General features: G+C 69.2%; 20 protein-coding genes. 15 read left to right on the top strand and 5 right to left on the bottom strand.

Features of this window, described 5'->3' with window-relative positions; genetic code table 11:
- Window positions 1-7 precede the first annotated feature (7 nt).
- The 7 genes from ABN273_RS36555 to ABN273_RS36525 are packed head-to-tail and all read left to right on the top strand — an operon-like array spanning window position 8 to window position 8,285.
- Window positions 8-1,279, top strand: coding sequence for an ABC transporter substrate-binding protein (locus tag ABN273_RS36555; protein ID WP_349453681.1), 1,272 nt, complete (start codon window positions 8-10; stop codon window positions 1,277-1,279).
- Window positions 1,276-2,172 (top strand): carbohydrate ABC transporter permease, encoded by an 897-nt coding sequence (locus tag ABN273_RS36550; protein ID WP_349453680.1) that lies wholly within the window; start codon window positions 1,276-1,278, stop codon window positions 2,170-2,172. Before ABN273_RS36555 ends, ABN273_RS36550 begins: the two co-directional genes overlap by 4 nt.
- A complete protein-coding gene (locus tag ABN273_RS36545; RefSeq protein WP_349453679.1) occupies window positions 2,169-3,065 on the top strand; it encodes a carbohydrate ABC transporter permease in 897 nt (298 codons plus the stop codon). Before ABN273_RS36550 ends, ABN273_RS36545 begins: the two co-directional genes overlap by 4 nt.
- 12 nt (window positions 3,066-3,077) lie before the next feature.
- A complete protein-coding gene (locus ABN273_RS36540; RefSeq protein ID WP_349453678.1) occupies window positions 3,078-5,657 on the top strand; it encodes a hypothetical protein in 2,580 nt (859 codons plus the stop codon).
- Complete coding sequence (locus ABN273_RS36535; protein ID WP_349453677.1) at window positions 5,654-6,715, top strand: glycoside hydrolase family 88 protein; 1,062 nt, start codon at window positions 5,654-5,656, stop codon at window positions 6,713-6,715. Before ABN273_RS36540 ends, ABN273_RS36535 begins: the two co-directional genes overlap by 4 nt.
- A complete protein-coding gene (kduI, locus tag ABN273_RS36530) occupies window positions 6,712-7,533 on the top strand; it encodes a 5-dehydro-4-deoxy-D-glucuronate isomerase (RefSeq protein WP_349453676.1) in 822 nt (273 codons plus the stop codon). The genes ABN273_RS36535 and kduI overlap by 4 nt, the downstream gene beginning before the upstream one ends.
- Window positions 7,530-8,285 (top strand): SDR family oxidoreductase, encoded by a 756-nt coding sequence (locus ABN273_RS36525; protein ID WP_349453675.1) that lies wholly within the window; start codon window positions 7,530-7,532, stop codon window positions 8,283-8,285. The genes kduI and ABN273_RS36525 overlap by 4 nt, the downstream gene beginning before the upstream one ends.
- A 180-nt stretch (window positions 8,286-8,465) precedes the next feature.
- On the opposite strand, the gene ABN273_RS36520 is transcribed toward ABN273_RS36525, so the two are convergent.
- The gene (locus tag ABN273_RS36520; RefSeq protein WP_349453674.1) at window positions 8,466-9,074 is read right to left on the bottom strand and encodes a carboxymuconolactone decarboxylase family protein; all 609 of its coding nucleotides are present in this window, start codon (window positions 9,072-9,074) and stop codon (window positions 8,466-8,468) included.
- Between the two features lie 209 nt (window positions 9,075-9,283).
- Here ABN273_RS36520 and ABN273_RS36515 point away from each other — a divergent pair, with 209 nt between their 5' ends.
- Genes ABN273_RS36515 through ABN273_RS36500 form a run of 4 tightly spaced genes read left to right on the top strand, consistent with a single transcriptional unit; the run spans window position 9,284 to window position 11,121 of the window.
- On the top strand, window positions 9,284-9,661 hold the full coding sequence (locus ABN273_RS36515) for a YbaB/EbfC family nucleoid-associated protein (protein WP_349453673.1): 378 nt from the start codon (window positions 9,284-9,286) through the stop codon (window positions 9,659-9,661).
- Window positions 9,662-9,698: 37 nt separating this feature from the next.
- A complete protein-coding gene (locus ABN273_RS36510) occupies window positions 9,699-10,040 on the top strand; it encodes a hypothetical protein (RefSeq protein ID WP_349453672.1) in 342 nt (113 codons plus the stop codon).
- The gene (locus ABN273_RS36505; protein WP_349453671.1) at window positions 10,037-10,390 is read left to right on the top strand and encodes a hypothetical protein; all 354 of its coding nucleotides are present in this window, start codon (window positions 10,037-10,039) and stop codon (window positions 10,388-10,390) included. The genes ABN273_RS36510 and ABN273_RS36505 overlap by 4 nt, the downstream gene beginning before the upstream one ends.
- Complete coding sequence (locus ABN273_RS36500) at window positions 10,378-11,121, top strand: hypothetical protein (protein ID WP_349453670.1); 744 nt, start codon at window positions 10,378-10,380, stop codon at window positions 11,119-11,121. Before ABN273_RS36505 ends, ABN273_RS36500 begins: the two co-directional genes overlap by 13 nt.
- Window positions 11,122-11,335: 214 nt before the next feature.
- Here ABN273_RS36500 and ABN273_RS36495 read toward each other — a convergent pair whose 3' ends face one another.
- The 4 genes from ABN273_RS36495 to ABN273_RS36480 form a co-directional block, all read right to left on the bottom strand.
- Window positions 11,336-11,992 carry a response regulator gene (locus tag ABN273_RS36495; protein ID WP_349453669.1) on the bottom strand — a complete coding sequence of 219 codons (657 nt, stop codon included), beginning with the start codon at window positions 11,990-11,992 and terminating at the stop codon, window positions 11,336-11,338.
- Entirely contained in the window at window positions 11,989-13,125 is a 1,137-nt protein-coding gene (locus tag ABN273_RS36490; RefSeq protein WP_349453668.1) for a sensor histidine kinase, read from the bottom strand. Before ABN273_RS36490 ends, ABN273_RS36495 begins: the two co-directional genes overlap by 4 nt.
- 165 nt (window positions 13,126-13,290) lie before the next feature.
- Window positions 13,291-13,707 carry a hypothetical protein gene (locus ABN273_RS36485; RefSeq protein ID WP_349453667.1) on the bottom strand — a complete coding sequence of 139 codons (417 nt, stop codon included), beginning with the start codon at window positions 13,705-13,707 and terminating at the stop codon, window positions 13,291-13,293.
- A gap of 124 nt (window positions 13,708-13,831) precedes the next feature.
- Window positions 13,832-14,545 (bottom strand): helix-turn-helix domain-containing protein, encoded by a 714-nt coding sequence (locus tag ABN273_RS36480; RefSeq protein ID WP_349453666.1) that lies wholly within the window; start codon window positions 14,543-14,545, stop codon window positions 13,832-13,834.
- A 202-nt stretch (window positions 14,546-14,747) separates the two neighbouring features.
- On the opposite strand from ABN273_RS36480, the gene ABN273_RS36475 reads away from it, so the two are divergent.
- The 4 genes from ABN273_RS36475 to ABN273_RS36460 all read left to right on the top strand — a co-directional run bounded on the left by ABN273_RS36475 (window position 14,748) and on the right by ABN273_RS36460 (window position 21,326).
- Window positions 14,748-15,014: a hypothetical protein gene (locus ABN273_RS36475; RefSeq protein WP_349453665.1), complete on the top strand. Its 267-nt coding sequence runs from the start codon at window positions 14,748-14,750 to the stop codon at window positions 15,012-15,014.
- 13 nt (window positions 15,015-15,027) lie between these two features.
- On the top strand, window positions 15,028-17,292 hold the full coding sequence (locus ABN273_RS36470) for a TOMM precursor leader peptide-binding protein (protein ID WP_349453664.1): 2,265 nt from the start codon (window positions 15,028-15,030) through the stop codon (window positions 17,290-17,292).
- Window positions 17,293-17,319: 27 nt separating this feature from the next.
- Window positions 17,320-18,789, top strand: coding sequence for a SagB/ThcOx family dehydrogenase (locus tag ABN273_RS36465; RefSeq protein ID WP_349453663.1), 1,470 nt, complete (start codon window positions 17,320-17,322; stop codon window positions 18,787-18,789).
- A 95-nt stretch (window positions 18,790-18,884) separates the two neighbouring features.
- Window positions 18,885-21,326: a sensor histidine kinase gene (locus ABN273_RS36460; RefSeq protein ID WP_349453662.1), complete on the top strand. Its 2,442-nt coding sequence runs from the start codon at window positions 18,885-18,887 to the stop codon at window positions 21,324-21,326.
- Window positions 21,327-21,412 lie beyond the last annotated feature (86 nt).

Here is a 21,412-nt window from a genome sequence, read left to right as displayed (position 1 = left end):
CCCAAAGATGCGACGGATCCTGGCCTCCTGCATCGCCATAGTGACGCTCGCCGGCTGCGCGCCGGGCGCGACCAGCGGCGGCGGGAGCGAACCGCAGGTCGATGACAAGACACTGACGTACCTGTACTTCACCGACGGGCCCGATGAGCAGGCGACCCGCAGCCTGATCGCGGACTACGAGAAGAAGTCCGGAGTGAAGGTCGATCTCCAGATCGTCCCCTTCGACAACCTGGAGCAGCGGCTCCAGGCCCGCCTGTCGGGCGGCAACGCGCCGGACGTGGCGCGGCTGACAGACATCTCGCCCTTCCGCAGCGATCTGCTCGACCTGAACAAGTTCCAGAAGGCCGCCCTGGACGACCAGTTCATCGACGGCGCGGACGCCTACACCAAGGGCCCCGACGGCGAGCTGCTCGGGGTGCCGAGCGACCTGACGATGAACGGCCCGTTGGTCAACGTGGACCAGTTCAAGAAGGCCGGGGTTTCGCTGCCGGATGTCACCAAGCCCTGGAAGTGGGATGAGATGGTGGCGGCTGCCCAGAAGGTGCAGAAGGCCAACAAGACCCAGTACGCGATCGCGATGGACGTCTCGGGGCACCGGTTCTCCACCATGCTGAGCCAGTTCGGGACCACGTTCCTCAGCGCGGACGGCACCGCCGTTGGGCTGGACACGCAGAAGGCGACCGCGGCGGTGAAGCGTTTCGCCGACCTCAACGCCTCCGGTGCGATGCCCGCCGACCTGTGGCTGCAGGCCGGTTCCAAGTACAAGGCGGCGAACGAGATCTTCCTGGCGCAGCAGACCCCGGTGTACATCAGCGGAAACTGGCAGGTCAGCGCCTTCGCCAAGGATGCGAAGTTCACCTGGGCCGTCGCGCCGAACCCGTGCCAGGAGAACTGCGGCGGGTTCCCCGGCGGGAAGTTCATGGTGTCGTTCAAGCAGAGCAAGCGGCAGCAGGCCGCGGCCGACTTCATCGCCTACATGAACTCCAAGGAGTCGCAGGAACGCCTGGCCAAGGAGGCGAACTTCCTGCCCACCAGGAAGGACCTCATCTCCTCCGGCATCGACTACACCCAGCGTGACGCCGACATGAAGGTGTTCCTCGCCGACGTGAGCCGGACCCCCGCGCAGGCGTTCGCCACGTCCTACAGCCCGGCGTTCGCCGCCACGGCGAAGGCCACCGTCGACGAGCTGAGCAAGGTCCTGGCCAAGAAGGAGTCCCCGGAGCAGGCTGTCGAAGCGATCAAGGCCGCGGCGGAGAAGGCGCTCAAGGACACCAAGTGAGCTCCTCTCATAGGCGGCAGCCAAAGCCGTGGAACCAGCGGCTCGCGCCGTACCTGTTCGTCCTGCCCAACATGCTGATCTTCGGGTTGTTCGTCGTCTATCCGGCGATCAACAACTTCAACATCAGCCTCTACGACAGCCGCAACGGCCGCGACTTCACCTACGTGGGCGGCGCGAACTACCAAGAGCTGTTCGGCTCGGAGGAGTTCTGGAGCGCCGCGCGCGCCACGGTGGTGTTCGCCCTGTGCTTCGTGGTACTCACGACCGTCCTGGCTCTGGCGCTGGCCCTGCTGCTCAACCGGCGCATCAAGGGCCGGGCGTTCTTCCGCACGGTGTTCTTCCTGCCGGTCGTCCTCTCGCCGGTCGTGGTGGGCCTCATCTGGGGCTGGATCTTCGACCGGGGCAACGGGCTCCTCAACACCGTCCTCGGGCGGCTCGGGCTGGGGCAGCCCGGCTGGCTCGTGGACAGCGGCCTGTCGATGGCTGTCGTGATCTTCGTGGGATTGTGGATGCACATCGGCTTCTACATCCTCATCATCCTGGCCGGGCTGCAGGGGATCGATCCGACGTTCTATGAGGCCGCGCGGATGGACGGTGCCACGAGCTGGCAGCAACTACGGAAGATCACGCTGCCGCTGCTGCGTCCGACCACGATGGTGGTGGTGATCCTCAGCCTCATCGCCGGTTTCCAGGCGTTCGACTACATCTGGACGCTCACCGGCGGCGGCCCCATCGGCGCGACCACGTTGATGGTCCAGTACATCTACGAGAACGCCTTCCAGTCCCCGATCCGGTACGGCATGGCCGCCGCCGCCTCTGTGGTGCTGTTCGTCACGGTGTTCGCGCTGACCCTGCTCAACTTCCTGTACGGCAGGCGGAAGGAGGCGACATGAGTGTGCATCCCGGCCAGGCGCGGTCCGTCCAGGGCCGGATCGAGCGCCCCCGGTGGACCTCGGCCGGCGGCGGCGGTGTCCCATCCGTGGGACGGGTTCTCACCTACGCGGTCCTCATCGGGCTGAGCATCGTGGTCCTCGCCCCCGTGGTCTGGGCCGTCCTGTCGTCGTTCAAGACACAAACCGAACTGGCACAGCGTCCACCGGCGCCGCTGCCGTCGTCGTTGTCGCCGGCCAACTACACCGAGGCGCTCAGCTCGTTCGACTTCGGCCTCTACCTGCAGAACAGCGTGATAGTGACGGTCGGCGCGACGCTGCTGACCGTGGTGGTCAACACGATGTGCGCCTACGGGCTGGCGAAGTACAACTTCCGCGGCCGTGACGTGCTGTTTCTGATCGTGCTCGGCACCATCATGATCCCGCTGCAGCTCATCTTCATCCCCGTCTACCAGATGGCCGCGCAGCTGGGGCTGGTGAACTCGCTGTGGGGACTGATCATACCGCCCGCGGCCACGCCGACAGGCGTGTTCCTGCTGCGCCAGTACATGCTCGGCATCCCCGACGACCTGATCGAGGCGGCCCGCATCGACGGCGCGGGCGAGTTCCGGATCTTCGCCCGGATCGTGGTCCCCCTCTGTGGCGCGGCGCTCGCGGTGGTCACGATCTTCTCGGTGATGTGGCGGTGGAACGACTTCCTCTGGCCGCTGATCATCAGCCAGGACCAGGCGAAGTACACGCTGCCGGTGGCCCTGGCCCAGTTCAACAGCCAGCTGTCCGTGCCGTTCAACTACATCCTGGCGATGTCGGTGGTCAGCATGCTCCCGGTCGTGGTGATCTTCCTCATCCTCCAGCGCCACATCGTCCGCGGCATCGCCAACACCGGATTCAAATAGAGAGTCGAGAACATGGAAGAACGGACCGTACACGCGCTCGACGGCCGCGGCACGGTGCTGGACTGGCTGGTCAGCCCCGCCTGGCGGGAACCTGCCGACGATCTGGGGAAACACCTGAGGGCTGACGGGGACCCGTGGGGACAGCAGGGCCGGTGGCGGCTGACCAACGGCCCTGACGTGACCCCGTTCAAGGAAGAGCTCTACCGGCATCGGCCGCTGCCGCGCGACCCGGTGGCGGGGCCCATCGTCGAGGGCGGCGCCATCAGCTACCTCGAGCACACGGGGGAGTGGCGCCGGGTGCACACCGGCGCCGACGGTCTGGTGGACTGGAGCGAGTTCTGCTTCACGCCGGAGTACCGGGTCGCCCTCGCGGCCACCGTCTTGGAGGTCGACCAGGCCGAATGGCGCACGCTGCGGCTGGCGTCCACCGGGCCGACGTTGCTGTTCCTCAACGGTGAACTGGTGGACGAGTCCGACGCCTTCACCTACATGGAGCCTGCTGAGCGCGCTCGGCGGGTGTGGTTGCCCTCCGGCACCTCGACCGTGATCGTCGCCTCGTGGCAGGTGGCCTTCCGCGAATGCAGGCAGGTGCTGCGCCTGCGGGTGGACGGGCTGCCCGTCCGCGTCGTGCTGCCCGGCGCCGGCGCCCGCGAGGACACCGCCGCCGTCGCCGAGCGAATCCTCGACGCCGTGGGCGTGACCCGCTGGGGCACCACTGACGGAACGGTGCCGATCGTCGGCCCGGACGGCGTCGCGCTGCGTGTGCGCTGGGCGGACCAGGAGCGTTTCGTACGGCTCGAAGGCGGACGGGCGACCCTGCGGCTCGACAAGGCGCCCGAGACGACTGGGGTCGACGGCGAGGTCGGGAACGCCTCCATGTTGTCGACAGGCGAGACGGTGCTGCGGGTCTCGGTAGACGGTACGCCGGTGTTCAGGGAGTTCCCGGTCGCGGTTCTGCCTCGGGAGTATCGCTCCGTTCCGCACGGCGATCCCGCCACCTGGCGGGCCGAATTCCTGCGCCACGCGGCAGGCATGGACGGGACCTCGGCCGCCGAGCTGGTACGCGCTGTAGAGGACCCGTCGTATGTCGTCGCGGGTCTCGAACGAGCCTTGTGGATGATCGACAACAGGGCCGACTGCGCGGACTTCGAGGCGGTCGGGCTGGCGCATCTCTGGCACCGGGCCGCCGCCTGGGAGCCCGGCCTGCGCGAGCGCGTACGGGAGGCGATGCTCGGCTTCAAGTACTGGATCGACCAGCCCGGCCTGGACGCGATGTGCTACTTCACCGAGAACCACCAGCTCGTCTGGCACACGGCGGAGCTGCTGTGGGGTACGGCGCTGAGCGAGGACACGTTCCCCAACACCGGCTGGACCGGCGCCCGGCACGCCGCGCACGGGCGCGAGATGGCGGCCGAATGGATGCGCCGCAAGCTCGCCGGCGGGTTCAGCGAGTTCGACTCCAACGCCTATCTCGCGATCGACCTGCTCGCGCTGGTCTCGCTGGTGGAGTTCGCCGACGACGCCGAGATCAGGGAGCTGGCGGCGGGGGTCGCGGATCGGGTGCTGTTCAGCCTGGCGGCGAACTCCTGGCGGGGCATCCACGGCTGCGCGCACGGCCGCTCCTACGTCTCGACGCTGCGGTCGTCGAGGCTGGAGGAGACCGCGCCCATCATGTGGCTGTGCTTCGGCACCGGCGCGCTCAACGACGCCGTCCTGCCCGCGGCGGCGATCGCCACCGCGCGCCGCTACCGGATGCCCGAGGTGATCCGCCAGGCCGCAAACGACCTGCCGGACCGCTGGCGGGGCAGGCAGAGCTACCGCGGGACTTACCGGTTCGCGCACGACCTGCTGAGCAGGCCGTACGGGTCGGACGTGACGGTGTTCAAGACCCCGGACGTGATGCTCTCGTGCGCCAACGACTACCGCCCCGGCCTGCCCGGGCTCCAGGAGCACATCTGGGGCGCCACCCTGGGCCCGGAGACCCAGGTGTTCGTCACGCACGCGCCGAACTCCTCCACCTCGCCATCGGCCCGGCCTAACGCCTGGGCGGGCAACAGGATCCTGCCGAGGGCACGCCAGCACGAGGGCACGGTGCTGGCGCTGTATCGGATCCCGGGCGACGACGTCATGGGTTACACGCACGCCTGGTTCCCCATCGGCGAGTTCGACGAGTGGACCCAGAAGGGCGCGTGGAGCATCGGGCGCAAGGGCGACGGCTACGTCGCGCTCGCCACGGAAGGCGGGGCCGATCCCGTGACCACCGGACCCGACGCCTGGCAGGAGCTGCGGCCGCGCGGAGCGGGGACCGCCTGGATCTGCACCGTCGGAAGCGGCGGGGACTTCGTCGCGTCGCTTGCCGAACCCCGCTTCACTCGCGACGGGGCCGGCTTCACCACCCCCGAGGGAGCCGAGCTGCACCTGACGTGGAGCGGCCCCTTCACCGTGAACGGACGTCCGGCCGACGTTGCCGCAGACGGCACGATCGCCCAGGCTCTGCAGCTCGACAACCCCTACGCCCGGCTCGAGTTCGGCGACCGCACGCTGTCCATCGGACCACACGTCATCGACCTCCAGAAGGGCCGGAGCACATGAACGACGGTCGTGGCCTGGACACCAGCCAGGCCAAGGGCGCGGAGCCGCCGCGGCGGCCCGCCGACCTGGCGGACCTCACCCCGGAGGTCCTCACTGAGACCGCGGGGCGCATCGCCGACCGGGCCGTGGCCATGGGACTCGCGCACTGGTTCTGGGGCGAGGGCGTCGTCCTGCAGGGCATGACGCGCCTGGCTCCCGTGCACCCGTTCGTCACCGAGTTCGTCGACCGGCATCTGCGCGACGGCATCGAGCTCGGCCACGTCAACAACCTGGCACCCGGCGCCGTCTGCGCCGACCTCTACGGCCTGACCGGCGAGCGTCGCTACGCCGACGCGTGCGAGCGCATGCTGGACTGGCTACGCGGCGCCGCGGCCGTGACCCGCGCGCCCGGTGGGGCCATCGAGCACTGGCCTGGCGGCGTCTGGGCCGACACCGTCTACATGGCCGGCACCTTCCTTATCCACTACGGGCTGCACGCCGACCGGCCGGAGCTGATCGAGGAGGCGGGCGAGCAGATCCTCGCCCATGCCGAGATTCTCCAGCACCCCGAAAGCGGGCTGTACGCGCACGGTTCCCACGAGGGACGCACGCTCTGGAACTTCTGGGGCCGCGCCAACGCCTGGACCGCGCTGGCCTCCGTCGAATACCTCGAGGCCGGAGGAGCCCTGTCGCAGCAGGTCCGCGAGGTGCTGCGCCGCCAGCTGCGCGCACTGGCCGGCCACCAGCCCGACCACGGCGTATGGGATGTGCTGGTCGACGGGCAGCCGGAGAACCGCGGCATCCTCGAGACCTCCGCCGCCGCCGGCATCGCCGCCGCGATGCTCCGCGCGGCCGCGCTCGGCGTCGAGCCCGAACGGCTCCGCCGCTCCGGATGGCGCGCGCTCGCCGGGGTCCACGCGTACGTCGCCGACGACGGGACGCTCACCCGGACCAGTGCGGGGACGGTCCTGCAATTGATCCCGTTCGGCTACTCGGTCATCCGCAACGACATGATCCAACCATGGGGCCAGGGCCTGGCGCTGCAGGCGTACGCGGCCGCCCTCCGGGAGACCACATGAAGATCAGGCACGCCACCGACCCGGGCCAGATCCCGGGGTTCGACACCGACGCGCTGCGCTCACGCTTCCTCGTCGAAGACCTCTTCGGCAGCGACATCACCATGGTCTACAGCCACGAGGACCGCATCGTCATCGGCGGCGTGCGCCCGTCGGGCGCGCCCGTGCCGCTGGAGTCGGACGAGCCGCTGGGCGCCGACCACTTCCTCGCCCGCCGTGAGGTCGGCGTTGTCAACGTCGGTACCGATCCGGGCACGGTCACCGTCGACGGCGCCGAGTACGAGCTCGGGGTGAAAGAGGTCCTCTACGTCGGCAGGGGCAGCCGGGAGGTCTCCTTCGCCGGATCCGGCGGGGCCGCCTTCTATCTCGTGTCCACGCCGGCGCACGCCACGTACCCCACGCGCAAGGGCACCCTGGCCGACGCCGCCCCGATCCACCTCGGCGAGCAGCGCAGTTCCAACGAGCGCACCATCTACAAGTTCATCCACGCCGACGGGATCCAGAGCTGCCAGCTCGTCCTCGGCATCACGGAGCTCGCCGCCGGCAGCATGTGGAACACCATGCCCGCGCACGTCCACGGCCGGCGCACCGAGGTCTACCTGTACTTCGGGCTTGACGCGAGCGATCGGGTGGTCCACCTGATGGGCCGCCCCGACCAGACGCGCAACCTCATCGTCGCCGACCGGCAGGCCGTCATCTCGCCGAGCTGGTCCATCCACTGCGGCTTCGGCACCGGCGACTACGCGTTCGTGTGGGCCATGGGTGGGGAGAACATCGACTACGCCGACGTCGAGCCGTACCCGATCACGGAGCTGCGATGATCGGGATGTTCGACCTGAGCGGCCGCACGGCGCTCGTCACGGGCTCGCGCACCGGCATCGGCCAGGCCATCGCGATCGGTCTGGCCGAGGCGGGAGCCGAACTCGTGCTCCACGGTCACCATGACGACCTGGACGAGACCCAGGCGGCGGTCGAAGCTCATGGCCGCTCGGCCCGACGGTGGATTCGCGACCTCTCCCATGTTTCCGGACTCGCCGACGACATCAATGGGCTGCTCGACGGGACTCGCGTGGACATCCTGGTGAACAATGCCGGGATCATCCGCCGCTCTCCCGCCGCCGACCTGGCGGACGAGGATTGGGACGCGGTGATGACCACCAACCTCGACGCCGTGTTCACCATCACGCGGGCCGCGGGGAGACGCATGCTGGCCCGCCGCACAGGCAAGATCATCTCGATTGCGTCGTTGCTGTCCTTCCAGGGCGGCGTCAACGTCACCGCGTACGCGGCGAGCAAGCACGCGCTCGTGGGCCTGACCCGGGCGCTGGCCAACGAGTGGTCCGGCGACGGGGTCCAGGTCAACGCCATCGCCCCCGGCTACATCGCCACGAACAACACGGCCGCGCTCCGTGCTGATCCGGCGCGGGAGCCGCAGATCAGGAGGCGCATCCCGGCCGGTCGCTGGGGCACACCCGCAGACCTGGTGGGCGCCGCCGTCTTCCTCGCCGCTCCCGCCTCCGACTATGTGTGCGGCCACGTGCTGACCGTCGACGGCGGCTGGCTCGGCCGCTGAGCTCGATGATCGCATGGATGATCGAGGGCGGCCCCAGCGTCATGGTGACCTCGGGCGGCGGCATTGTGACCGGCCTTCTGACGCGACGGGCCGGCGCTCACTCGGAAACGTCGTACTCGTCCGCCGTGGCCGGCCGCCGCGGCCCTCGCCCTGCAACGAGCGCGACCCGGCGGCGCTCGATCAGTGGTCAGGCGACACCTGGTCCTGGCCGAAGACCGGCGGCTCGCCCGCCGGCAGGGGCGTGCGGAAGGCGGTGAGCGACAGCGCCAGCGTGTCGTAGTAGCCGACCAGCACGACCAGCTCGTACAGGCGGCCCGTGCCGAGGGTGGCCTCGGCACGGGCGTAGAGGTCGTCGTCGAGGCCGCGGCGCAGGATGAGGGACCGGCATGCGGCGCGCACGGTGCGCTCCCCCTCGTCGAACGTCCCGGCGTCCGCCCCCGAGCGCAGCGCGGCCAGCTCCTCATCGGTCAGGCCCGCGTTCCGGCCCACACGCTCGTGCGCGTACCACTCGAAGTCGCTGCGGCGCGCGACCGCCACCTCCAGGATCGCGATCTCGCGCCACCGGGCCGGCAGGTCCGTCGCGTACCGGATCGCCGCGCCCAGCCGCTGTAGGGGCCCGCCGACGCCGGGGGCGGTCAGCATCGCGTTGAACGGACCCTCCAGGCGTCCCTCCGGGCCCGTCAACCGGAACGGGCCCGCGGCCCGCGGTCCGCCGGCTATCTCGTCGTAGACGGCACGCTGTTCCGCGGTCAGGGAAGGCGGGTCGTACCAGGGGATTCGTCCATGCACGGGGCTGTCACCAACTCTGCGTCGTACTCGCTCCGTCCGGCTGCGGCCCGCACCTGAAGCCCGCGAGGTGCCATGAGGCGGTGGAGCGGAACGCCTGGTGAAGCGGTGGACCGAACTTTCGTGGTCAACAGTATGGCGAGGCATGCTTTCTGCTTGGATAGACGTGACCGAAAAGGTCGCAAGCTTGACCGAAATGGGGAGCGTCACGCATGGCAGCGCCGGATCAGCCTGACTTCCTGGACCAGTTCGCCGAGATACGGGAGTCGGCCGAGGCGGCGAAGGGTCTCGTCAAGGTGGCGGTCGACGGCACCAGCGACCTGGTGGGGCTGACGATCGATCCGAGGGCGATGCGGCTGCCCTCGCACGAGCTGGCCGACGCGATCAGGGATGCGTTCGGACGGGCCCGCGCCGCCGCGCAGGAGCGGGCCACCCAAGCCATCCCCGAGGCGCTGCGGCAGGAGACGCCTGACCTGGGCGCCCTGCTGCAGGGCATGCAGGCCGACGCGCACAGCAGCATGAACGAGATCCTCGTCGTCGCGAACGAGCTCACCACGAGGCTGGACCGCCTGATGCAGCCCAGGCAGTGAGTGCGCGAAACCCTGACCTACAGATGGTGGTACGAAGATGAGCGATGTCAGCGGGGAGATCCAGACCGTTCACGGCACCCGGCTCGCCTCGGCGAGCTGGTTGTCCGACGCAGCCGACGGTCTTGAACGCGCCCTTCAGGGCTCGCTCGGCCGGGCCGGCCAAGCGGCGGGGACCGGCGGTCCCGACCGGCCGGGGGGCCAGTTCGACATCGAGTTCGCGGGATTGACGGAGCTGGTGCAGGATGCGTTCGGGGCCACGGCGCAGCGTCTGCGTGACCGTGCGGCCGGAACGACGCTGTCGGAGCGGAACTACTCGCATGCCGAACAGGCCAACGAGGAGCTGGCCAACCGCGTACGCGCCGCCTTGGAGGGGAAATGAGCTGGGCACTGCCCCCCGCGCTGCAGCAGGTGCACGGCCTCGTCGCGGCCGACGCCCCCTGGCCGCGACCGGACGAGACGCAGCGGCTCGACGGGGCGGGCTCGTGGCTGGATCTCGCGTCCGCCTCCCAGAGCGGCCGGTCGCAGGCTGATTCGGCTGTCGCGCACGTACGGGGGGCCGGCAACATCGGCGCCGACGTCGACGTCTTCGAGAACACCTACACCGGCGACGCGCAGCGGATGGACGACGGGGCCCGGGCCGGCGCGCTGGTGGCCACCGGGACGACCGTCGCCGTGGTGCTCAAGACCGTGTGGAAGTATGTCATCTCATCTGCCTCGTGGCGCTGCTGATCTCCCTCATCCGAGGATTCCGTCTGGGTCCGGTGCTGGGAGCGCTGTTCGGCAGGCAGCGCGTCCTGGGGACGGGCAAGGCGCTCAGAATCGCACTGGCCCAGGTGGAGCGGAACATCGGTACCGGCGCGGTCAACTCACTCCGGGCCGCGAAGCATCTGCTGCAGCATGTAGTGACCCTCACGGGGATGGGGACCGCCTCGGCGGTGGTCAACGCCGTTTCGCTCCAGGCCTCCGACGACAACGCGCATGCGCGTGCGGACGCCGAGAGCGTCCTGTGGAAGACCCCTGAGGGCCGGGCCGCGCTGGCGTACGCCAAGGAACACGGGATCACCACCCTGTACCAGAGCAAGATCAGCATCGGGTTGTCCTACTACAACCCGGCCGTCAACGTCATCAGCATCGGCGGCGCCAAAGTCGCGAGCCCCGAGGCCCTCGCGGGAGAGTTCGTCCGCCAGGTCCACATGGCCAAGGACCGATGGGGTCCGAGCCCGGTGACCATGGACCTCGCCGATTACGACCGCGCGCGGAACGCGGAGGAGCAGGCCGCCAACCAGGCGACGTACCGCATGGGGAGCCAGCTCGGCTACGAGCAGGAAGCTGCCTACCACTACCGCAACTACGGCTCCGGCTACATGGACCACCGCATAGAGCACGACCAATGGCTGACGCAGATGCTCCTCAACGGGCCTTTCAGACTCTTCAACGACGGCCCGCTCGACTTCACCTGACCGTGTTCCCAGCCGTCCCCCGGCACCGCGCCTGGATGACTCGCGGCTACGCGCTCGGCATGGGCGCGGGCACGCAGGCGGCGACCCGGCTCCTCCGGCTCGTGGTCATCGGGCCGCGCCCGGCGACGTCACCAGGGCGCTGTTGCACGGCGCGGGCTGGGCCGTCGGGAGAAATCCGGGATTTTCCAGAATGGTGCGACCTGCCGTCTGGGCGTCAGCCGCCCGGCCGGACCAGGCCGCTCTCGTAGGCCAGGATGACCAGCTGGACGCGGTCGCGCACCGCCACCTTGGCGATGGCCCTGGTGATGTGGGTCTTGGCGGTGAACGGGCTGATCGTGAGGCGCTCGGCGATCTCGTCGTTGGACAGGCCGAGCGCGACCAGCCGGACCACCTCCAGCTCCCTGGAGGTGAGGACGGTCAGCCGCTGCCGGGCGACGGGAGCGGGCCCCTGCCGGTGGGCGAACTGCTCCACCACCCGGCGGGTGACGCCGGGCGACAGCAGCGCTTCCCCCGCCGCGACGGCCGCGACCGCGCGCCGCAGCTCGCTCGGCTCGACCTCTTTGGTGAGGAAGCCGCTGGCTCCGGCGCGCAGCGCGTCGAAGACGTGCTCATCGGTGTCGAACGTGGTGAGGATGATCACCCGGCAGCCGGGGTCGGCGACGATGTGGCGGGTGGCGGTGATGCCGTCCATTCCGGGCATCCGGATGTCCATGAGGACGACGTCGGGATGAGCTCGGGCGGCCAGCCGTACGGCCTCGTCGCCGGTGGCCGCCTCGCCGACGACGGCGACGTCCCGGGAGCGGGCCAGCAGGCTGCGGAAGCCGGCCCGTACCAGTGCCTGGTCGTCGGCGAGGAGCACTTTGACCGTCATACGGGCGAGCCTGCCACAGGGATCTGCGCCCGCACCGAGAAGCCGCCGGACACCGGTCCCACGGTGAGCGTGCCCCCGAGAGCGCTCACCCGTTCGCGCATGCCGGCCAGCCCGTGCCTCTCGACGATCTCGCCGCCGCCCCGGCCGTCGTCCTTGACCTCGACGGTGACCGAGCTCGGCCCGCAGTCGATCGTGACCTCGGCCTGGCCTGCTCCCGAATGCTTCAGCGTGTTGGTCAGGGCCTCCTGGACGATGCGGTAGACGGCCACGGCCGGCGCGGCGGGAACGGCCGAGGGGTCGCCGCGCTCGTCGAGGACCACCTGCAGGCCGGCGGCGCGGGCGTCCGCGACGAGCGTGCCGACGGAGGCGAGATCGGGCTGAGGGGCGGCGCCGCCGGCGTTGTCGCGCAGGACGCCGATGAGCGAGGCGAGGTCGGCCATCGCGCGGTTCCTGACGTCCTTGGCCACGCGCAGCGCGGCGGCGGCCTCGGCAGGGTCCTCCTCGAGGGCGTCGGCGGCGACGTTGAGCTGGACGCCGACGACCGCCAGGGTGTGGGCGACGATGTCGTGCACCTCGCGCGAGACCTGGAGCCGTTCCTCGGCGGCGCGGGCGCGGCCGTCGGTCTCGCGCAGCTGTGCGCGCCATCTCATGACGGCGGCGCACACCAGGCCCGCGCCGATGAGCATCGCCAGCACGAGCCCCTCACCGGCGATGTGGACGACGAACCGGCCCACGCCATCTGGAAGGACCCACCGGAGATCGACGGCGGCGTAGACGAGCTGGGCGACACCGATGAGCGCCACCCACCGTACGCGTGGCGTACAGGCGGCGCTGAAGTAGGCGGCCGAGGCCGGCCAGATCCAGCCGCCCTGGAAGTGGCTGTTGAAGCGGTAGACGAAGATCGCGGCGATCGACAGGAGCAGCACGGTCATCGGCCAGCGGCGCCTGAACAGCAGGAGCCCGCCGAGGAACAGCGCGAGAGGGATCAGGCCCGCCCACGGAGACTCGCGGACCTCGGCGGCCATGACACCGGTGACGACGCCGACGACGGTGATGACGGCGAGTGCCAGATCGAGCAGCCTGGCGGAGTGACGGACCGGCGCGGGCGCGCGCTGCGGGGACGGAACGGCCATACGGGACCTTTTCTTCGGGGGCACGGCCCCTGTCTGCGGGGCGATGGCGCAAGAGTAGACGCGGGGGCACGGGCACCACGTCGTCCGTCGCTCGTCACCTGCTCCTGCACCGTTCGCGCTACGCGCTACTCCAATCGGTGTAGCGCGCAGCGCGAACGGGCCGGATCAGACGTGGGTGACCAGGAGGGTCACCCCCATTTCGCCACCGCAGTCGACGAAAACAGGGCCGACACCGTTGCCGATCCTGGAGTCGAGCCTCGCCTTGGCGACGAATCTCTCGGGGTTGTCGTCGATGATGCGGATGTTCTTCAGCACCGGCTTTCCGGTCACTCCGGCGAACACGGCCTTGAGCTTCTCACCGCCGCCGCAGTTGCCGGTGATCGTCACCTCCTGGCCTCGCTCGGTGGTGGGGTTCGGGCCGACCTGGACCACGGCCCTGGCACCCTTCGGCGGCTTCGGCGCGGCCGTCACGACGGCCGTGGTGCCGGCCTGGTCGCTGGCGGACGCGCCGCCCGCGCCCAGCCCGAACATCCCGGCCGTCAAGCTCACGCCGGCGATCGCAGTGATCAACCTCTTGTTCATGCGGACTCCCTTTCGAGTGGTCGTGGTGCGACGCTAGGCCGCGCCACGTCGGGTCCGCGTCGTCCGTGGCTCGTCACTTGCGCCTGCACCACGCGTGCCACGCCCTACATCGAAAGCAGTACGCCTAAAGGCAGAGGCCGATCGCCTCCGACGACTCCCGGTCCAGGAGGGCGGGGAGGATCGGGGGGTCCACCGCTCGCATCGGCCTGAGGCGCAGGACGATGTTCGCCGGTGATTCTGGCCGGGTGGTGACCGGGCCGTGCACCGCGATCGACTCGGCGCCGTTGCGCGGGAAGGACCGGGCCAGCACATAGCAGACCTCGGGCGCGACGCCGCTGAGTTCGAACGGCCCGGCCTGCGGGACCAACGTGGGCAGCGCGGGCAGCCCCTTGGGAACCTGGTGCGGGAAGACCCCGACGAACGTGGGGTCATTCCGCGCATCGGGCGGAACCGTGATGACGCCCCGGATGACCGCCGGTCCGCTGCGCATCAGCGGCGCCGGCCGGAAGCCCCCGCTCCGGCGATACTCAATGGGCGCCATGCCTACCATGCTCTTGAACCTCGAGCTGAACGTCCCCACCGCGGAATAACCCACGATGTGGCAAATCTCCGTCACGCTGTACGACGTTTCCAGTAGGAGCCGCTTCGCTTCGTGCAGCCGGAGAGCTGAAAGGAAGCGCCCTGGCGAAACCCCGGTGACCCGTTGAAAGATACGAGAGAAATGGAACTTGCTGAACATGGCGACGCGCGCCATGTCGTCGATCGTTACCTCTTCACTCAGATTTTCATGGAGCATTGCGATGACGGCCTTAATGGATTCCTCAATCGCTTTGTCCATCTCAGCCCCCGTCCTGCTGTGTTCACGGGCGGATGATCGTGAAAATGGAGTGTAGTATCTCCTTTTGTCCCGATATATAGAACCGAGCACGACCCTGGTGTGAAATATTCATATACGCATTAGTGAATCGGTAACTTTCCCCGCCGTGCCGGCTACCCCACAATCCTGGATGACACGGTCGATCGAATCCGAGGAGACTGACATGGCCGCGGTCAACACACAGGCGGAGAAGATCAAGGAAGAGGACTGGCGGTTCGCCGAGCTGGTCATGCGCACCTGGGTCGAGCCGCAGCTCGCCGACCGCTACGTCCAGGACCCGGTGGGCACGCTGGCCGGGTTCGGCATCGTCATCAGCAGCGAGGAAGAGGCGCCGGAGCTCCGGATGGGTTTACTGAACGAGGTCTGTCTCGAGGTCGAAGACCTTGACCGCCCGAGCGACCACGTCCCGGCCATGCCGTCGTTCGGGTGAACGCGGCCACCCGATGAAATCCACCCGCCTCGGAGCCCCGCGCATCAGCTTCAAACGCCACGTGCGTGTCGAGCTGATTCCCGGGGGATCCGTCTACCTTGTCTCGCCCAACGGGACGTTCGCCCTGTCGGGCACGCATGCGCGGGCGGTCGCGACGCTGCTCGACGGCAGCAGGACGCTGGCCGAGGTGCGGGAGGCGCTCGCGCCCACCTGCTCTTCGGAAGAGCTCGGTCAGATGCTCGGCCGGCTTTCGAAGGCGAACCTCGTCGGATTCCGTAACTCCTCGCAAACGCGGGACACGGAGGCCGCGGCGTACTGGGACCTGGCCGGGTTCGACGCGGACCGCGTCGATCTCAGCCGGGCGTCCGTGGACATCGTGCCGGTCGGCGAGGTCGACGCGGAGCAGGTCGAGGAAGCGTGCCGGGCCATGGGGCTGAGCAGGGGAGACGGCGCGGGCAGGGTGGATCTTTCGCTGGTCTTCTGCGACGACTACCTCGACCAGAAGCTGGACGGGATCGACCGGCGGCACCGGGCTCTGGGGCGAGCCTGGCTGCCCGCCATCACGTCGGGCGCCGTTCACTGGATCGGCCCGGTCTTCGACCCGAAGGCGGGACCGTGCTGGTCCTGCCTGGCCGGCCGGCTGCGCGAGCACCGGCAGGGCGAGAGCTGCGTGCGCCGCGAGCTGGGCGGGAGGGAGTCCACCCGCCCTCCGCTGGCCTCGCTCCCCGCGACGCGCGCGATCGGGATCCAGCTGGCGATCCTGCAGGCGGCCAAGTGGCTGGCGGGGAACCGCGGCGACGCGTCCAGTGTCCTGTGGACCATGGACACCACCACGCTGGAGGTCCGGCGGCACGTGGTGGAGCGCCGGCCGCAGTGTCCTTCGTGCGGGGATCCGGAGATGGTGGCCGCTCGGGCCAGGGCGCCGATCGTCGTACGGTCCCGGCCCAAGGCCACCTCGTCGGGCAACGGTCACCGGTCGCTGTCCGCGGAGCAGGTGTGGCAGCGCTACGGCCACCTGGCGGATCCCGTCACCGGCATCACAGGGGAGCTCCGGCGCGACCCGCGTGCGCCTTCTTTCCTGCACTGTTACCTCGCGGGGCACAACCGGGCGCTGCGATCGGACCGCCTCGACGTGGCCAGGGCGGGGCTGCGGGCGCGCAGCGGCGGAAAAGGAGCCAGCGACATCGAGGCCAAGGTGGGCGCACTCGGCGAAGCGGTGGAGCGGTATTGCGCCTCCCGTTTCGGGGACGAGGAAACGGTGCTCGACACCTTTCGCGGTCTCGGCCCGCAGGCCCTGCATCCCAATGACTGCCAGCTCTTCCACCCTCGCCAGTTCGACGGGCGCGAGCGTTGGAACGCTGCACAGATGGTGTTCCACCATGTGCCGGCGCCCTTCGACGAGACGGCGGTCATGGAATGGACGCCGGTGTGGTCCCTCACGACGGAACGGCACCGATTCCTCCCCACCGACCTGCTCTATTTCAGCGCCGACGCGGCTCGCGCACCGGTGCGGGCCGACTCCAACGGCAACGCCGCGGGCTCGAGCCTGGAGGACGCGATCGTCCAGGGGTTCCTGGAGCTCGTGGAGCGGGACGCGGTGGCCCTGTGGTGGTACAACCGCACGCGCCAGCCGGAGGTCGACCTGGCCTCGTTCGACGACGCGTGGATCATGGATCTCCGCGAAAGGTATGCCGGGACGGGCCGGCGTCTGTGGGTGCTCGATCTCACCAGCGACCTGGGGATCCCGGCGATGGCGGCGATCTCCAAGCGCACGGACAAACCGGCCGAGGACATCATGCTCGGGTTCGGAGCTCACTTCGATCCGCATGTCGCGCTCCGGCGGGCACTCACCGAGCTCGGCCAGCTCCTGCCCGCCGTGGCCGGCGTCAGGGCCGACGGCACCGGCTACGGCCTGGCCGATCCGCATCTCCTCAGCTGGTGGCGGACGGCGACCACGGCGGCGCACCCCTACCTGCTGCCCGATTCCCTGCGGCCGCCACGGCGCAGGGACGGCTACGGCTACGTGCCACGCGCCGATCTGCGCGACGACATCGGCCATATCCGCGGCCTGGTCAGCCGGATGGGCTCCGAGCTCCTCGTGCTGGACCAGACGCGGCCCGACATCGGCATGCCTGTCGTTAAGATCATCGTTCCGGGTCTCCGGCACTTCTGGGCCAGATTCGCCGAAGGCCGGCTCTATGACGTGCCGGTCCGGCTGGGGCGGCTGGAGCAGGCGACCTCGTACGAGGAGCTCAACCCGATCCCGCTGTTTCTTTGACGACATTGTCGCGAGGAGAAGATAGACATGTCCGGGCCCGTGGAGGCGGCGTGGTTCGCGCTGTGGTCCTTCAGAGAAGACGTCTACCTGGAGTTTCAGGAAGACGGGCTGATTCTGCGCAGCCGGTGGGAGGACGTCACCATGCCCGTGCCGGGGCCGCAGGTGGCCGAGGCGCTGCGGCGCATGTGCCTGGGGCCGATATCCCTGGAAAACGTGATCACACGGGAAGCCGACGGCGAGGAGCTGAGCCGGATCCTCGAGGTGGTCCACCACCTCGTGGTCCGGTCTTTCGGCCCGGACCCGGAGCAGGCGTTGATCTCGGTGGTTCCGGTCTCCCCGCGAGCTGTCTTCCACCGGACTCCGCTGCCGGCGGAAACGCCGTTGCGGTTGTCCCGGTTCGTGTCGATCTTCCCGGGCAAGCGCGCCTGGCGGATGGAATCCCCGCTCTCCCTGCACCGGGTGCTCCTGCACCAGGCCGGAGCCATGGCGCTGGTCGGCGCCCTGGGCCGGCCGGTGCCTGCGTCCGCGTTGTCCCCGGGCGCGCGCCATCTCGCCGCGTGCCTGGTCGCGACCGGCATGGCCGTCCCGGCGTCGAACGCGTCAGGGCAGCCGGAGTTCGAAGAGGATCACGATCCCGTCCTGGTCGGCTGGAACCCGCTCGACCTCATGTTCCACAGCAGGACCACGCTCGGGCGTCACGACCATGACTTCGGCGCGACCTATCGGCTGGGCAGCCGGGCGGTCGAGCCGGTCGTCAAGCCGGCCGCCGGCGACAAGCGCATCGATCTGCCGAAACCCCGATGGCAGGAGATGATCGCGAACGACCCGCCGCTCAGCGCCGTTCTGGAGGCGGCCAATGGCGGGGTCCCCGAGACCGGGCGCGTGCCGTCCGTCAAGGATCTCGGCGAACTGCTCTACCGGACAGTCCGGGTGCGATCCCTGACCGGCGCGGCGGACGGGACGACTGCCGTCGCAACCAGCGATCGGCCCTATCGAAGTGCCGGCGACTGTTACGGCATCGAGGTCTACGTCACGGTGGACGACTGCACGGGGCTCCCCAGCGGGGTCTACCACTACGATCCACTGGGCCACCGGTTGGACCGGATCGCGGACAGTGGCGACGAGCTCCTCGAGAACGGCCGCCTGGCCGCCAATCTGGCCGAGGTCCCGCCGGTTCTCCTCACGTTGACCGCGCGATTCCGCCGGTTGTCGTGGAAATACAATGGCCTGAGCTACGCCCTTGTGCTCAAGGACGTCGGAGCGCTCACCCAGACTCTGTCGCTGGTGAGCACGGCGATGGGGCTGCCCACGTGCGCGCTGGACTGCGACGACGTGGACGCGTCATCCCGCGTTCTGGGCCTGGACTGGAAGATCGAGTCAGGCGTGGCCGGGCTGGTGGTGGGCAGGTCCGGCGGCGCCCGCCCGGAGTGCGAGGAGGCAAGGCATCCGATGAATGATGCGGGATGGACAGAGGATGCCAATGGTTTGATTCGCTGAGCTCTCGGCCCTAAATCAGGCTACTCGAGTTGATTGACCTGATATAGCCTGTCTGGCGACTAGGGGGGATAGTTCGCCGGGGGGCGGAGGGGTGGATGGCGAAGAATCTCGTGACGTGGGCGCGGGATGTGCGATTGCCGCAGATCTTCTCTTTGGTCTCCTGGGCGCGGCGAAATGGCGGCGCCACGCTGCCGGCGCCGCGCCTGGCCCTGATGGTCACCGCCGGAGTTCTCCTCGGGGCCGCCCTGAATGCGATCTTGAATACGCTCAATGGCGTTGGCCGGGAATCGGCGGAGATTCCGGGCGTTGTGGCTTTCGGCGCCTGCATGGCGGTGGCGTTCGGGCTGCAGATCGCCCATTCTTTCGGGCGGCCGTGGCGCTGGCCGCTGATCTCCCGGATCACCTCGATGACGGCGCTGGCGGCCGTTGTGCTCGCCCCGGCCCTGTGGATCGGCCCGCAGGCCGCCGCCATAGTCCCGCTCCTGGCGGCGTCCATTCTGCTTGTTGTCCCCGTCCCTTACAGGTGGCTGCTGTACGGCCTGGCGTGCGTCGTCAATCCCGTACTGTACTTTGCACAGGGGCTGGGCACAGTCAATATCATCTTCGTTTTCGTGTTCACCCTGGTGCAGGGTCTTGTTTTCTACGGACTCAGTTTCCTGGCCGAACTCGCGGAGGAGCTGGAAGGCGGTCGCAGCTCATTAGGCCGGATAGCGGCGGCCGGCGAGCGGGTGCGCATCGCCAGAGACCTGCATGACGTGGTCGGACACGATTTGCTGGCGTTCACACTGAAGAGCGAATTGGCGCACCGCCTGTTACCGGCCTCGCCGGAGCGGGCCGAGGGGGTCATGTCGGAGGCCCTGTGGATCGCCCGCCGGGCGACCGCGGCACTGCGGACGATCCCGATGGGCTGCCAGAAGCTGTCGTTGGCCGGAGAGGTCAGGTCGATCGAGTCCACGCTGTCGGTGGCGCAGATCGAGGTCCGCATGAGCGTCTCGTGCCGCGACCTTCCGGAAATAGTCGATTCGGTGCTGGCCATTGTGCTGCGCGAGGCGATCACCAATGTGTTACGCCACAGCAAGGCGCGGCAGTGCGAGGTCGACGGCGGCGTGCGCGACGGTCTCGCGTGGCTGAGCGTGGCAAATGACGGGGTCAATTCCGACGCGGTCTCGTCGGACGGCAGCGGACTGGAGAACCTGTCGTCGCGGCTGGCCGCGGTCGGCGGACGGCTCACCGTGACCCGGGAGGACGGCTGGTTCCGCCTTCTCGCCGAGATCCGGTTGTCCGACGTGCCGGTCGGGGCGCCGGCTCCGCCATCTGACGCCGGGGGCGGGAAACCCGCCGATCTCCTCCGCCAGAGCTCGGTCCGCTGGGCGCCTGGAACGGTAAATCTCCTGACATTAGCGGTTTTGCTGGGCTATATCCCTATTCTGATCACGAACATTCTCTGGCGTAATCCCGCGGGCTTCACCTGGGGCGTCGGAATCTGCCTCGCCGTTCTTCTGATCACCCAGTTGGCGCACACGTTCTTCGGCCCAAGGGTATGGCCGACGCCCGTCCGCATGACGACGCTCTCGATCCAGGCGGTGGCCTCGTTCCTGCCCATGGTGTGGGTCGGCACGCTGTGGGGCGCGATGGGCGGCTTCCTCGCCGGGTCGATCCCGCTGGTCGTGCGGGGACGCCGGCGATGGGCGCTGTACGCGGCAGTCGGGGGAGTCGTCCTGGCCCTCGCCGTGGCCAGCGGGGACGAGACGACGCTGCTGGGCTACCTGGTGATCTCGACCCTGCAGACCGGGCTGGTGATCTACGGGCTGACGTCGCTTTCGGCGCTGGTCGCCGAGCTGCACGCGACCAGGAAGGAGATCGTGCGCCTCGCCGTGGAGCAGGAACGGCTGGGCGTGGCGCGCAAGGTGAACGAGCTGCTGGACCGCGACCTGTCCACGATCATGTGGAACTGCGGCGTGGCCCGCGGTCTCACGCTGACCGAGCCGGAACGCGCCCAGGAGCACATCATGGAGGTCCTGGTGGCGGCGCGCCGCCTGGTGGCCGAGGTGCGCTCCACGGCGAGCGGATACCGGCACGTGTCGCTGGCGGCGGAGGTCGATTCGACCCGCGCGGCGCTGTCGGCGGCGGGCATCGAGGCTCAGGTGGACATCGCCTGCGCCCGGCTCGCGGAGGAGGCCGACGTGGTGCTGGCCATGGTGCTCCGTGACGCGATCACCGGCATGGTGCGGCGCAGCGGCGTGCGCCGCTGCGTCGTCACCGTCACCCGCGAGAACGGCTACGTACGGCTGCGCGTCTCGCACGACCGGGCCACGGCCACCCCCCGCGAGGAGGGCCGTCTGAGACTGCGCCTCTCGCGCGATCGCACTAGTCTGTCGGAGAGCGACGAGGACAGGCTGGAGCATGTCCGGGCGCGCTTGGCTGCCGTCAACGGCGACCTGCGGATGGAGACGACGGGGGAGTGGTTCCACCTCACTGCTGAGCTGCCTTCGGATGTCATGGCGGACCGGCGCCCGGTGGGTGAAGGGGCCACATGAGCTGTCACCAGTCGCGGCGAGAGGTGACATCCCAGATGGAGGGCGACGGGCACGAGAGCGAGCCGGCCCACGGATGATTGGTGGTT

Source organism: Nonomuraea sp. B19D2 (assembly GCF_040137845.1).
Lineage (GTDB): Bacteria > Actinomycetota > Actinomycetes > Streptosporangiales > Streptosporangiaceae > Nonomuraea.
The sequence above is the reverse complement of the archived record's forward strand: the minus strand, read 5'-3'. Positions and strand labels throughout refer to the sequence as shown.